The organism is Vibrio sp. S9_S30 (genome assembly GCF_014694455.1).
GTDB lineage: Bacteria > Pseudomonadota > Gammaproteobacteria > Enterobacterales > Vibrionaceae > Vibrio.
In genome coordinates this window covers 181,144-195,549 of the sequence record NZ_JAAUWT010000005.1, presented here as the reverse complement: position 1 = coordinate 195,549, position 14,406 = coordinate 181,144, and the positions used below count along the sequence as shown (strand labels likewise).

Sequence of the window (14,406 nt, the reverse complement as noted above, 5' to 3'; positions counted from 1 at the left end):
TATGGAATCTAGTATCTTGAGGCTGTTTGGGTATAATCTGCCAAATTTCCTGTAATACTGGCACTATCACCATGCGCATACATCAGGTTCATCGCCTATATCAATCACGGCTCGACAGAGCGACGAAACCCTTTAATGCTCGTGGTTCTAAAGTTGTACGATGTCAATTCTGTCAAGTAACAGAGCAGCATTGTATTTGTTCACACCAGCCCAATATTCAATCGAATGTATCTGCTGTGATCATCATGTCGGATAACGAAATCCTCAAGCCCAGTAATACTGGCAGGCTAATCGCCGATACGTTAGAGGATACCCACGCTTTCCAATGGTCACGTACGGAACCTGAACAGGCATTGTTGGCGTTACTAAATAACGACAAATATCTACCCGTTATTATATTTCCTGAAGACTATGTCGATGAAAAATCACGGCTCATTCAAGTAGAAGACCTTGTTACGCAAGTAAAACTTACAGGGCATGGCTTCTCAAAAGATACAGATACCATTTCGGGGAAAAAAGCCCTTCTCATCTTTCTTGATGGGAGCTGGCGAGAAGCTCGAAAAATGTTCAGAAAGTCCGATTACCTTGCTCATTTGCCTGTGTTGTCTGTTAATCCAGACACCGTATCCAATTATATGATGAGAAAGTCCGATAATGAAAATCACCTTGCGACGGCAGAAGTCGCCAGCTTGGTGCTTAATATGCTTGGTGACTTTACGGCATCAAAAACGTTATCGCTCTGGTTCGAGGCATTTAAAGAAGGTTACTTGCTGAGCAAAACCCGCCTAAAGCACGATCTTTCAAAGCCCATGTTGGCTAAATATACCGAATATAGCAAAAATATTGAGCAGAGAGTCACCACTTGACCTTACTGACAACGTTAATTTGTGTTGTATCACGGACTATTTAGCCAGTTTATGGATAATGCGTACCAAGATAATTTTGTGCTCGTTTCGTTAGACAGTACCGCCCATGAAGCGGTCTCTGGTCATAGAGAGCATGCATTAATTTTTGGGATTCAGGAGAGAAACATGTACTACGGCTTTGATGTCGGTGGCACCAAGATTGAATTTGGCGCGTTTAATGAAAAATTAGAACGTAAAGCAACAGAGCGTGTACCCACCCCTGGTGATGACTATGAAAAATTAGTTGAAACCATTGCGGGTCTTGTCGCCAAATACGATGCCGAATTCGGAGTCGAGGGCACCATTGGCATCGGCATTCCAGGCATGGAAGACGCAGATGACGGAACGGTACTGACAACAAACGTTCCAGCGGCGAAAGGAAAGCCTTTGCGTAAGGATCTGGAAGCGAGAATTGGTCGCAGCGTTAAAATCGACAACGACGCCAACTGTTTTGCTTTGTCTGAAGCATGGGACGACGAATTGAAAGATGAGCCCGCGGTCATGGGGCTGATTCTTGGTACGGGTTTTGGCGGGGGTTTTGTCTTTGATGGCAAAGTCTTTTCTGGTCGAAATCACGTAGCGGGTGAAGTAGGGCACGCACGATTGCCTATCGATGCTTGGTTCCATTTAGGAGACAATGCGCCGTTGTTTGGATGCGGTTGTGACAAGAAAGGCTGTTTAGATAATTACTTGTCTGGCCGTGGTTTTGAGCAACTCTATGAACATTACTACGGCGAGCGAATTAAAGCGGTTGAGTTGATCAAACGCCATGCTGAAGGCGAAACCCAAGCCGTTGAACACGTTGAGCGCTTCATGGAGTTGCTAGCGATCTGCCTTGGCAATCTATTTACCTCTTTCGATCCAAATGTCGTTGCGCTGGGTGGTGGATTGTCGAACTTCGAACTGATTTACGAAGAGATGCCAAAACGCATTCCCAAATACCTACTTTCTGTTGCAAAACCGCCCAAAATCATTAAAGCGAAACACGGAGATTCTGGTGGCGTTCGTGGCGCGGCTTTCCTAAACCTAAAATAAATAAAAAAGTGAGCCAATTGGCTCACTTTTTTTATTTTCTTAGGTGATAAGTTCACCTCACCTCAACAAGCCAGTAACCTCATATAAGGTTAAGTCGGTTTTAGCTTTTCTTTTTACCAACACCTAGGTTTTCTTTTTGGGCGAGTGTGATCTTACCAAAACCAAGCTTTCTAAAATGGTTGTCGCGGTAATCGCGCACCGCTTTGGTGTCGGATACCGCTTCCACTTGCTGTTCCATTTTCAAGTAATTGGAAATGTCGATACCTTCTGCGTCCGCGACGGCTTCGTGAATCGAACGAAATTTCTCATAAGAAAATAACAGTGTTTTCTCTTCATCTTTATAGGTGTAAATAATGGTGCGAGCCATGAATTTTTGCCTGCTTAGGGGCTGTTTAGCCAGTAATTTTGGCACACTCTACCAACTAGGCAGAGTGATGCCAAATTCTTTTTCCTTAGCGACTCGTGAGCATAACTAAACGCGACCTTGCAATGGAATAATGGTGACGCTTTCACCAGTTTTTACCGTGTCGACTTCAGGCGTAATCTCTATCAAGCAATTGGCTTCGCTCATAGAACGAAGTATTCCCGAACCTTGCTTACCCGTTGTTTTTACTTCCAATTGCCCGTTTGAGTTTACATTGTAAATTCCGCGGCTGAATTCCGTTCTACCTTGGCGAGATCGTAAATCTTCGCTGGCTATCGCTTGCACTTTAAGAGGTGTCCAGTTTTGCTCCCCTTGGAGTTTTCGAATGGCAGGTTCCACAAAATTAATAAATGAGACCATCACAGCAACTGGGTTGCCGGGTAAGCCAAAGAAAGGTTTACCCGCAATTTGTCCGAACGCAAGAGGGCGACCCGGTCGCATACTGATACGCCAAAAGTTGATCTGACCAAGTGCATCCAATGCGAGCTTAATATAGTCGGCATCGCCTACCGATACTCCACCTGATGTGATGATGGCATCGGCGGTGTCTCCTGCATCTTTTAGGGCCTGCATGATGATGTGTTGGTCGTCTTCTAATATGCCTAGGTCCATCACCTCGCAACCAAGTTGTTCTAACAACCCCTTTAATGTGTAGCGGTTGGAATCGTAGATGCAATTGTCTTTCAGTTCATTTCCTGGTGCTTGGACTTCATCACCAGTAGAGAAAAGCGCCACACGAACAGGGCGTACAACACGGCAACGATCAATTCCGAGCGAAGCGATCATGCCCATTTCAGCCGATCCGATACGCTTGCCTTTCTCGAATACGGGTTGCCCCTCAGTCAGGTCCTCGCCAGCTTGGCGTACGTTTTGCCCAACGAGGATGTTTGATGTGGTGAATGTGACGCCGTCACCTTTCTGGTTGGCTTGCTCACGCATGATGACGGTATCGGCACCATGCGGAGTCGGTGCTCCTGTCATGATTTTCACCGCTTCGCCTTTTTTCAGCGACGGTGTGTAGGCATTGCCAGCCATGACATCACCCACGACTTGGAACGCGTCCATCCCTATGTCTTCACCACGAATCGCGTAGCCATCCATGGCGGAATTGGTGTATGCCGGTACGTTAATCGGGGATGAAACGGCTTGTGCCAGTACATTCCCGTAAGATTTTTCTACATAAATCTGAATGGTGTCTGAAATAGGGGTAACGGCGGATAAAATGGCTTCACGCCCTTGCTCTACTGACAAAAAAGCAGGAGCAACAAGATCGCAGCAAGTAGAGGCTTCTGCGGTTGTAGAGGTTTCTCCTGCTGTAGAGTCACAGAGAGAGTCACCTTGGTGTGTTGTTCGGTTGAATTGCTCACTACTCGCGTAATCAATCACAAAGCGAGCGATGGCATCGAGATCGTTGATGTCCATCTGCGGAAGGCTTACATTCACAGTTCGGTCGGCTGCTATTGCGACGATGTTGTCATCGTTTGGGTAAAGCCATGGTTTTCCAACCTCCTCGCGGTTTAACTCTATTTTAGGGAAAGCAATGTTTTTGCACCCTTCAACCAAGATCAAATCCAACTGGGTGTGATCAAATCGAGAAATCAAATAGTCAAAATGGGCTTCATTTTCTGGGGTTTCTGTCATTAAAGCGTGGCGGTAGCGCGAGCTAATCAGCATTTGGCTCGCCCCAGCTTTGCGCAGTCGGTAACTGTCTTTTCCCGGTTTATCAACGTCGAAGTGATGGTGGGCGTGTTTGAGTACACCAATGCGAAACCCTTTCTCGGTTAATTTGGGTAGAAGCGATTCAAGCAGTGTTGTTTTACCTGTACCGCTGTATGCTGCAAAGCCTAATACTGGTGGGGAGGTAAGACGAGGTTTTGTCATAATACGGTACCAAATTGTTCCAGTTCTTCAGGAGTATTGAGGTTAATAAAGCATTGCACAGCATCCGAGAAATCCACTCGGTGAGTGATACACTCTTGATAAAGAAGAATAATTTTACGATCGCCACGCTGAAGGAAGGCTTCGAGTTTAGGCAAAACGCGCTTATGGAAGAGGGTGAAAACGGGTTGTAAATGATCGCCATCGTGCGCCACTAAAATATCGGAGTCGGCTTGAATCGCCTTTTGAAAACGCTCGACCAGATCGGATGAAATACATGGGCTATCGCAAGGAACAAACCCAACCCAATCACAATGTGCGTGTTTAAGACCGGCGTGTATCCCGCCAAGGGGACCAGGGAAATCTTTAAATTCATCACCAACAACGGGCGCATACTTATGATAGGCATCAAGGTTGCGATTCGCATTGATCAATAAGTCGTGCGTTTGGGTACTTAAAATGGTGTGAACGTGTTCAATTAGTGGGCGCCCATTGAGAGTGATTAACCCTTTGTCTTGCCCGCCCATGCGTGTTGCTTTACCGCCAGCTAAAATAACCCAACTAATTGGCGTTGGAAATGGCATACTTCTTCTCTTGTATTAAGTGTAATAGTGGCTTTTCTATCAAAGCGTTACCTTCAATACACCACTGCTTTTGGCATAATCGAGTTAACGAGTTACTTTGGTGACTGGTGATCACCAAGCTTGCGCCTCGGTTTAATAAGTCTTTTGACATTAACACCAACCGCTCAATCGATTCTTGATCCAGACTGGCACTTGGCTCATCCATTAATAAAATGGATGGGTTAAGAATCCATGCTCTTGCCATCGCAACGCGCTGCCTTTCTCCACCGGAAAGCAAAGAGACATGTTCGTCGGCCAGTGTTTCAAGCCCGACCATCCTTAAAGCCGTAATGACTTTATTGCGTTTTGCTTGCTTGCTCTCCGATGCGTATTTTACGCCATACGCCACATTTTGAAACACCGAGCCATCAAACAAGTAGGGGGACTGATGCAAGTAAATAATGTCGGAGCGTGTCCGTGCGCCTAATATCCGTTTTAGCAGTGAAGGCGACGGAAAGTCTATGTCGCCGCTGGTTGGTTCAATCAACCCCGCCATGATCTTGAGCAGCGTGGTTTTCCCAACGCCGTTGTCACCCTGAAGATAGACCGCTTCATTGGGTCCAATCTTGAGTTCCGGTATGTAAAACAGTACTCGATCTTTAAATCGTATGGAAAGATTGCGAGCAGACAGTTTTAGCGTCATCCGTGTGCCTCCTATGTCCGCAAATACCCTTTCCCACGCAACGAGGAAAGAGAGAAGTTTAATAGCAGCGCCAAACAAAGCAGAACAATACCCAAAGCGACGCCTTGAGCAAATGCCCCTTTTTGGCTTTCCATTGCTATTGCGGTGGGGATATTGCGCGTGACCCCCATAATATTGCCACCCACCATCATAGAGCAGCCGACTTCGGTAATGATTCTTGAAAATGCAGTGATGGTTGCGGCGATCAGCGGGAATCGATTTTCCCATAACAACGTAAATGTAACGTGAGGAATGGAAACACCTAACGTCAGCGACGTTTCCAATGCTCGACGATCACTTGCCTGCAAAGCACCATGCATCATCGAGACTAAAATAGGGAAACAAATCAACATCTGCCCAAAAATCATGGCTTTTTGCGTAAACAGCATTTGCCAATCACCCAGTGGTCCCGCTCGTGACAACATCATATATAACAGTAGACCAATAACCACGGTTGGTATGGCTTGGAGCGTGTTTACCAAAGACAGAATCAGCCAACGTCCAAAAAAGTCACAATAAGCCAGTATGAAAGCAAACAGCAGTGAGGGAACCAAAACCAGCATTAAAGCAGAAAATGACACGCTGAATGAAACGCTGACAATTGTCCACAGTTTAGGATCAAAACTGATCAGCAGTTGAAGTGCTTCCAAAGTGGTTTGCCAAAGCGACATGGTTACTGGCTCTCCATCTTGGTTTCGGTCACCGCGTTGGTGTCAGTCCCAGCTTGAACCTCAGTGCCAATCTTACCGTTAATACCAACCTTGTCACTCATATCAACCGTGTCACTCATATCAACCTTAGCATTTGCGACGAAAAGTGGTTTGCCTTGCAGTTTATAGTTGCTGATGAGCGACTGTCCTTTCGTATTCACTAACCAGTCGCTTAAAACCTTGGCACCTTGGTAGTTGACGTCTGGGTATCGTTTAGGGTTCACAAGAATCACTTGATATGGGTTAAACAAGCGCTTATCGCCCTCAATCGCAATGCCTAATTCGACGGTATTTTGATAAGCCAGCCAAGTACCACGATCGGTTAACGTGTAGCCTTGCATCTCAGACGCCATATTTAATGTTGGCCCCATACCCTGACCAACGGATCGATAACCGCGAAAATTGGGCTCTATCGTGCTTTGTGCCCAAAGGCTTAATTCTTTCTTGTGTGTACCTGAATCGTCGCCACGAGAAACAAACGTCGATTCGGTACTTGCGATTTTTTGGAATGCATGAGCCACGTCGTCCCCTCCGTATACACCTGCTGGGTCACTTTTAGGACCAACGACGACAAAATCGTTATACATCAAGGAACGGGGCAAAATGCCATACCCTTTTTCAACAAATATGGCTTCGGCTTTTGGGGCATGTGTCATCACGAGGTCGACATCGCCATTTTGTCCCATTCTCAGTGACTTTCCCGTTCCCGCAGCAATGACATCCACTTTGTATCCAGTGTCTCTTTCAAATTCCGCAAGAAGATAATCCAGAAGACCAGAATGATAAGTGCTGGTAGTGGTGGCCAAGCGAACATGAGGCTGCTCTTGGTCTGCGATGACATTAGAACTAAGCGTTGCTGGAGCAGTTGTGGAAAGAACCGTTGCGGCAATGGAGAAGGTGATCGCAGTGTAATTCATTACTGAGTTCCATTTAATTGAGTATTTGAATGCATTGGTCTGTACCGATCGCGATATAAAAAGCAAAACCGTAGGCAAAGAATCGATAGCCTTGGCGCAACGGACGCTGAAAAACGGATACAAGAAAGACGTTGCAATCTCAGTGCCAAGTTGATTTTCCTAAAAACCCCTTATTTTTGTGAGGGAAGTCTTCTGTTTTGTGATCGCACCACATTCGAAACATTTGAGCTAGGACAAAATGTCGCACATACTAAGATTTCCAATTGATCTCTGCTGGTACACTCTGTCCCAGTTTTTCCGAACCTGAAGATGAGCTTTATATGTCAGTATCTCTCGATCCATGCATGCAGTACAAAGATACCAACCCAAACCATATCGGCAAATACCAAGCGTTTTCCGTTTTGGTGGTCGATGATGAAGTGGGCATGCAAACGATATTGAAAAAAGCGCTGGGCAAATGGTTTTCTAAAGTTGACTGCAAAGGCAGCATTGAAGAAGCGGAAACATCGCGGCAAGAAAATCATTACGACTTGATCATCCTAGACATTAATTTACCGGGTCGGTCTGGAATTGAATGGGCAGAAGCCTTTAACGACGACGACCGCCGCTGCGACGTCATTTTCATGACAGGGTATGCGGATTTAGATACGGCAATCAGTGCATTAAAACTGGGCGCGACGGATTTCATACTTAAACCGTTTAACCTAGAACAAATGCTGCAATCCGTTCAACGCTGTATGGATAGGCGCTTATCGCAGCGGCTCAATCATGCTCTGACGCGCGATGTTCAGCGCCTCATCAGCAGTGAAATGATTGGCCATTCGGAAAAAACGAAATCACTCAAACAATTAATGGGGCAGTTTGCACCATCTCGGGCCTCCATCTTAATCGAAGGTGAATCGGGGACCGGAAAAGAATTGGTCGCACGTGGTGTCCATGTCGCCAGTGGTCGAACCGGTCCCTTTGTGCCCATCAATTGCGGAGCCATTGCGCCAGAGCTCCTCGAAAGTGAACTGTTTGGTCATACGGCTGGGGCGTTTACTGGTGCCAAAAAAAGCCGAGAAGGTCTCTTTCGAGTGGCCAGTGGCGGCACCCTGTTTTTGGATGAAATCGGAGAAATGCCCATTGCCATGCAATCTTCTCTCCTTAGAGTTCTAGAGCAGAGAACCATTCGTCCAGTGGGCAGTGAAAAAGAAATCAGTGTCGATGTCCGAATCGTCGCGGCCACCAACAGAAACCTTAAAGAGGAAGTGGATGCGGGTACGTTCCGAAAAGATCTCTACTATCGACTGAACGTGCTAAAAATCGATGTGCCGCCTTTGAGGGAAAGAAAAACCGATTTAATCGATTTAGTGCCTTTTTTTACCAAAACGCTAGCCAAAGAACTGGGCATGCCCGAACCAAAATGGGCGCATGAAGACATACTTGCGATGCACGATTACGATTGGCCAGGCAACATACGTGAACTAAAAAATTTAATGGAGCGCTGCATTCTACTCGGCAAACCACCGGCACATCATTGGCGAGAGCTTAACGCAGATTACTCACAGCCTGTTCAGACCAGCATATCCGTGACAACGTCACTAGAAGCACTGCCGAGCTTACCCGATTACCGAAGCGATGAAATATTAGGTTACCCCAATGAATGGAGTTTAAAAGAAGTCGAAAAACGGCACATTAAACAGGTTGTTTCCCATCATGATGGCAATAAATCGGCAGCGTCACGCCAATTGGGTGTAGCCAGAAAAACGTTAGAAAGGAAATACAAAGAATGGGAATTGGAAGGGTCAGACGATGCGGTATAGCAAATCCGGAACGCCCAACGTTTATACTTTGTGGCGATTACGACTGAAGTCCATGGTTCGCTATCGGCTACTGTTTTTAACGTCCGCGCCGATTCTTCTTATTTTGCTTGCGTTAGTGGGGATTACTTTTTATTGGTCAACGCATTACACTTGGCAAAACGCGTTGGTTAATGTCGCTGAAAAACTTTCCGTTGCAGACAATAGCATCCAAATTCTTCAAGCACGCCAATTTCAAAGCATAAAATCCCTGTCCAATTCTTATCCCTTTCAGGTTCGCCTTATGTCGGATTACCGCGAAGCGTTAGAGCTTGAAGATTGGGTGGCATCGCAAAAGCGCAAGTACCAGCTCGACTTCTTGCGGTGGGTTCCAATAGAAAAAGCCTCAAATCATCAACTTCTTGCGAAGAAAGCCTCCTTTTTCGAAGTTTTTAACGTTGAGCAAATGGTGGAGTACGACAACAACCTTGCTGTTCGCGCCGAGATCCCATTGTTGAATGGGAAAGGCATTGAATCCCGTGGGTTAGTCAGTCGCAGTGTGTTACCCGTGTGGGATGAAGACCAACACGTTTTAGGGTATTTGGATGGGGGGATGTTGCTCAATAACAGTACTGGTCTCGTTGACCAAATTCGCGATCTTATCTATGCCAAACCAAGCGAATTGCAGCCACAAATCGGAACCGTCACGCTGTTCATGGACGATTTACGCATCAGTACCAACGTGCCACTCGATAGCCAAGCTCACAAAGGAAGAGCCATTGGCACAACGGTTTCACTTCAAGTGAAACAAGCTGTTTTAGAAAGGGGAGAAAACTGGATAGATCGCGCCTATGTGTATGACGATTGGTACATTACCGCTTATCAGCCCATCTATAATCAATACAACGACGTCATCGGGATGCTGTACACCGGTTATTTGATTTGGCCCCTCATTAAAATTTACATCACCAACCTTGGTGAGATCAGCTTAACCATTATTGCTTTGCTATTGATTTCAGGAATGATTGTTTATCGCGGTTCTCGCGATTTATTTCACCCAATCGAACGGATTCATCATGTTGTTAAATCGGTTCAAGCTGGGCGAGACAAACGCATTGGTCAGCTTGGTTTGGATGACGAACACGAACTAACGCAATTAGCACGGCAATTCGATAACATGCTTGATTTGCTTGCTCAGCGTAATGCCGAGATACGTCAAGCCGCTGAGCAGCTTGAGGGAACCGTGCAAAACCGGACGGCCAAACTGCGTGAGAAAACCGAACAGCTCGAACTGCATATCCAATTGTTGAATCAAACTCGCGATAAGCTGGTCATGAATGAAAAGCTTGCCGCACTGGGTGAACTGACGGCGGGTATCGCACATGAAATCAACAACCCTACCGCCGTTATTTTAGGGAATGTAGAGCTTCTAAAGTTCTCTCTTGGTGACAAAGCGGATTCCATTGAAGAGGAAATTCAAACCATCCTCGACCAAATCGACCGCATCCGAAACATCACACGAAGCCTGCTTCAATACAGCCGTCAAGGTGGTGTGCAAGATGAAATTACGTGGCAACACGTCAACCCTATTGTTGAAGAGAGTCTCACACTTGTGAAAACAGGGGCTAAGAAGCGCGATGTTCAGTTTGTCACAGAGCTGAATGCAAAATGCGTGGTCGAAGTGAACCGTCATCATTTACTGCAAATTTTGGTGAACTTAGAAATGAACGCCATTCATGCCATGAACGGAGAAGGAGTCTTAACCGTTCGCACCGAAGACTGGTTGGATGAAGAGGAAGAATCAAAAGGCGCTATTGTCCATGTCGTTGACCAAGGATGCGGCATTCCAGATGAGCAGCTAAAACGCATTTTTGACCCGTTCTACACCACCAAACGAGATGGAACCGGATTAGGGCTTTCTGTTTCTCAAAGCATACTCAGTCAGACAGGTGGCGAGATTAAAGTGACGTCTAAAGTAGGATTGGGCAGCCAGTTTTCGATTTACTTGCCCTTGAAGTCGAACTCGGTTGAGTTAGTCGTCATGGACTAGATTTCCGTTCAGTGGCGACATACCTTGCGCTGTGATTAAAACGCATCGAACTTGAATCAAATGTCACCGCGAAAGGTCAATCGCCCCTAATGTTAAAAGGGATAAACCCCAATTAACACTTGCATCAGAACGCGTTGGCAAGTACCGTGGCACCGCGTTTTTTTATCTAAGAGGTTTGGTTTTGATTTCTACCGCGAATATCACACAACAATTTGGCGCGAAGCCACTATTTGAAAATATTTCAGTAAAGTTTGGCGAAGGTAACCGTTACGGTCTGATTGGCGCAAATGGGTGTGGTAAGTCCACTTTCATGAAGATCCTTAGCGGAGAACTCGAGCAAACTTCTGGTAACGTTAGCTACGACCCAAATGAACGTGTCGCCAAACTGAGTCAAGATCAGTTTGCCTATGAAGAGTTTACAGTAATTGATACTGTCATTATGGGTCACAAAGAACTTTGGAAAGTAAAACAAGAGCGTGACCGCATTTATTCTTTGGCTGAAATGAGCGAAGAAGATGGGATGAAAGTGGCGGATCTTGAAACAGATTTCGCCGAAATGGACGGCTACATGGCCGAATCCAAAGCAGGCGAACTGCTTTTGTCGGTGGGTATTCCACTTGAGCAACATTTTGGCTTAATGAGTGAAGTTGCACCGGGTTGGAAACTGCGTGTACTGCTTGCTCAAATCTTGTTTGCTGATCCCGATATTATGTTGCTTGACGAACCCACCAACAACTTGGATATCGATACTATCCGTTGGTTGGAAGATACGCTTAACGAGCGTAACTGCACGATGATCATCATCTCGCACGACCGCCACTTCCTAAACAGTGTTTGTACACACATGGCCGATCTCGATTATGGCGAATTGCGTGTCTACCCAGGTAACTACGACGAATACATGACGGCAGCGTCGCAAGCTAGAAATCGTCTATTAGCCGATAACGCGAAGAAAAAAGCGCAGATTGCCGAACTTCAAACATTCGTTGCACGCTTCTCGGCTAACGCATCGAAAGCAAAACAAGCCACTTCACGTGCTAAGCAAATCGACAAAATTAAGCTGGATGAAGTGAAAGCCTCTAGCCGTCAAAACCCATTCATTCGTTTTGAGCAATCCAAAGAATTGTTCCGTAACGCATTGATTGTTGAAAACCTGACACAAGGTTTCGAAAACGATCTCTTCACTGACTTCAATGCGATTTTTGAAGTAGGTGAACGCGTTGCCATCATTGGTGAGAATGGCGTAGGTAAAACCACATTGCTTAACACATTGGCCGGTGTACTGGAACCTCGCAGCGGAGAGTTCAAATGGTCTGAAAATTCAAATGTGGGCTACTACGCACAAGATCACGCTGAAGAATTCGCAGAAGACATGAACCTCATGGATTGGATGGGGCAATGGCGCCAGGAAGGCGATGACGAGCAAGTGATCCGCAGCTTTTTAGGCCGTATGTTGTTCTCGCAAGATGACATTAAGAAATCGGTAAAAGTGCTGTCTGGTGGTGAGCAAGGTCGTATGTTGCTGGGTAAATTGATGATGCACAAACCCAACATGCTGCTGATGGATGAGCCAACCAACCACATGGATATGGAATCTATTGAGTCGTTGAACAATGCGTTAGAGCAGTACAAAGGGACACTGTTTTTCGTCTCTCACGACCGCGTTTTTGTGGACTCTTTGGCTACGCGTATCATCGAGATTAAAGACAACAAGATTACCGATTTCAAAGGGACGTATGCGGAATTCCTAAAATCTCGCGGTGTAGAAGAGTAGAAAAGAAATAAGAAGAAAGCAGAAGAGTCAGTTTTCGAACAACACTTTTCTATTTGAACTGTTCAATTCAATCAAAACGCTCAAAATCTTGAGCGTTTTTTTTCGCCTCAAACCCATCACGCCCTTCTCAATAATAAGACACCAAGATCAGAAAAAGTACATTCATACAGAAAAAAGTACTTTTTTGCACTCATTCACGTTCTCTTTTGACTTATTTTGAATTGTTATTGTTGCGAGCTTGTTAAAGGTCAAGCTCGACAATAAATAACCATCGAGGGAATGAACATGAAATTCAGGACATTACTTTCTGTCTCTATTGCTCTTGCTGCCATGACGAATACATCGGCTATGGCCGCAACAGAGTTAACGATCGCGACGGTGAATAACGGTCATATGATCGAAATGCAGAAACTGAGCAAAGCATATGAAGAGGCAAATCCGGGTATCAAACTCAATTGGGTTACCTTGGAGGAAGGTGTGCTTCGCCAGCGTGTAACAACCGATATCGCCACCAAAGGTGGACAATTCGATATCATGACCATTGGGATGTACGAAGCGCCAATATGGGGCAAAAAAGGTTGGCTGAACGAAATTAAAGATGATGCCAACTACAACGCTGATGACATTCTGCCAGCGATTCGCTCCGGCTTGTCGGTAGACGGAAAAATGTACGCCGTTCCTTTCTATGGTGAAAGTTCCATGGTGATGTACCGAAAAGATTTGGTCGACAAAGCCGGAATGACCGTGCCAGACAACGCTTCTTGGGGGCATATTCGTGATGTGGCGAAGGCGATTCACGATCCCGATAACGGTGTGTATGGTATCTGTCTGCGCGGAAAGCCAGGTTGGGGTGACAATACCGCATTCATCACCACCATGGCGAATTCATTCGGTGCACGCTGGTTTGATGAGAATTGGAAGCCTCAATTAAATTCACCAGAATGGAACCTTGCCGTTTCGTTCTACATTGACCTGCTATCCACCTATGGTCCTCCCGGTTCAACGTCCAACAGCTTCAATGAAATCCTAGCGCTCTACAACGAAGGCAAGTGTGGTATGTGGATTGATGCCACGATCGCCGCTTCGTTTATCTCTGATCCAAAACAAAGCAAAGTCGCCGACAAAGTTGCCTTTGCACAGGCGCCTATTGCAGTAACTAAACGCGGTGCAAACTGGCTTTGGGCATGGTCGCTTGCGGTTCCGGCGGGCAGTAAAAACCAAGTAGAAGCTGAGAAGTTTGTGAAATGGGCGACGTCGCAAGACTACATAAAATTGGTGGCCAAAGAGAACGGCTGGGCAAACGTTCCGACGGGAACACGTATATCCACCTATGAAACGCCGGAGTTCCGAGAAGCCGCGGCTTTTGCAGAAGCAGAACTGAAGGCGATTCAATCAGCCAACCCAGAAAACAGTACGCTGCTTCCCACGCCTTATGTCGGTGTTCAGTTTGCTGCCATTCCCGAATTTCAAGCAATTGGTATCGCTGCGGGTCAGCAATTCACGAACGCATTGGCGGGGAATATCACGGTGGAGCAGGCGCTAAAAGCGGCCAACAAGTCCGCCGACCGCGAAATGCGTAAGTCGGGTTATTACAAATAATCAGTATTGTCTGTCTGAATAAACAGGG

At 46.1% G+C, this 14,406-nt stretch carries 11 protein-coding genes and 1 pseudogene; 6 read left to right on the top strand and 6 right to left on the bottom strand.

Annotation, left to right across the window (positions count from 1 at the left end; all coding sequences use genetic code 11):
* The first annotated feature begins 71 nt into the window (after positions 1 to 71).
* Both HC752_RS08040 and nagK read left to right on the top strand, forming a co-directional pair.
* Positions 72 to 866: a tRNA-uridine aminocarboxypropyltransferase gene (locus HC752_RS08040; RefSeq protein ID WP_190334615.1), complete on the top strand. Its 795-nt coding sequence runs from the start codon at positions 72 to 74 to the stop codon at positions 864 to 866.
* 165 nt (positions 867 to 1,031) lie between these two features.
* Positions 1,032 to 1,940 (top strand): N-acetylglucosamine kinase, encoded by a 909-nt coding sequence (nagK, locus tag HC752_RS08035; protein WP_190334726.1) that lies wholly within the window; start codon positions 1,032 to 1,034, stop codon positions 1,938 to 1,940.
* A 100-nt stretch (positions 1,941 to 2,040) separates the two neighbouring features.
* On the opposite strand, the gene HC752_RS08030 is transcribed toward nagK, so the two are convergent.
* From HC752_RS08030 to HC752_RS08005, 6 genes and pseudogenes are all read right to left on the bottom strand, one after another.
* A complete protein-coding gene (locus HC752_RS08030; protein WP_101113804.1) occupies positions 2,041 to 2,307 on the bottom strand; it encodes a DUF2960 domain-containing protein in 267 nt (88 codons plus the stop codon).
* Between the two features lie 105 nt (positions 2,308 to 2,412).
* Positions 2,413 to 4,245 carry a bifunctional molybdopterin-guanine dinucleotide biosynthesis adaptor protein MobB/molybdopterin molybdotransferase MoeA gene (locus tag HC752_RS08025; protein WP_190334614.1) on the bottom strand — a complete coding sequence of 611 codons (1,833 nt, stop codon included), beginning with the start codon at positions 4,243 to 4,245 and terminating at the stop codon, positions 2,413 to 2,415.
* Positions 4,242 to 4,826: a molybdenum cofactor guanylyltransferase MobA gene (gene mobA, locus HC752_RS08020; protein WP_190334613.1), complete on the bottom strand. Its 585-nt coding sequence runs from the start codon at positions 4,824 to 4,826 to the stop codon at positions 4,242 to 4,244. The genes HC752_RS08025 and mobA overlap by 4 nt, the downstream gene beginning before the upstream one ends.
* A complete protein-coding gene (locus HC752_RS08015; RefSeq protein WP_190334612.1) occupies positions 4,804 to 5,508 on the bottom strand; it encodes an ABC transporter ATP-binding protein in 705 nt (234 codons plus the stop codon). The genes mobA and HC752_RS08015 overlap by 23 nt, the downstream gene beginning before the upstream one ends.
* Positions 5,509 to 5,519: 11 nt before the next feature.
* Positions 5,520 to 6,218, bottom strand: coding sequence for an ABC transporter permease (locus tag HC752_RS08010; protein ID WP_190334611.1), 699 nt, complete (start codon positions 6,216 to 6,218; stop codon positions 5,520 to 5,522).
* Between the two features lie 125 nt (positions 6,219 to 6,343).
* A pseudogene (locus HC752_RS08005) lies at positions 6,344 to 7,174 on the bottom strand (substrate-binding domain-containing protein); the annotation flags it as partial.
* A gap of 320 nt (positions 7,175 to 7,494) precedes the next feature.
* Here HC752_RS08005 and HC752_RS08000 point away from each other — a divergent pair.
* The 4 genes from HC752_RS08000 (at position 7,495) to HC752_RS07985 (ending at position 14,378) form a co-directional block, all read left to right on the top strand.
* A complete protein-coding gene (locus tag HC752_RS08000) occupies positions 7,495 to 8,979 on the top strand; it encodes a sigma-54-dependent transcriptional regulator (RefSeq protein WP_190334610.1) in 1,485 nt (494 codons plus the stop codon).
* Entirely contained in the window at positions 8,969 to 11,005 is a 2,037-nt protein-coding gene (locus HC752_RS07995) for a sensor histidine kinase (RefSeq protein ID WP_238930457.1), read from the top strand. The genes HC752_RS08000 and HC752_RS07995 overlap by 11 nt, the downstream gene beginning before the upstream one ends.
* A 181-nt stretch (positions 11,006 to 11,186) precedes the next feature.
* Positions 11,187 to 12,779 carry an ABC-F family ATPase gene (locus HC752_RS07990; RefSeq protein WP_190334609.1) on the top strand — a complete coding sequence of 531 codons (1,593 nt, stop codon included), beginning with the start codon at positions 11,187 to 11,189 and terminating at the stop codon, positions 12,777 to 12,779.
* Between the two features lie 285 nt (positions 12,780 to 13,064).
* A complete protein-coding gene (locus tag HC752_RS07985) occupies positions 13,065 to 14,378 on the top strand; it encodes an ABC transporter substrate-binding protein (RefSeq protein ID WP_190334608.1) in 1,314 nt (437 codons plus the stop codon).
* The last annotated feature ends 28 nt before the right edge of the window (positions 14,379 to 14,406 follow it).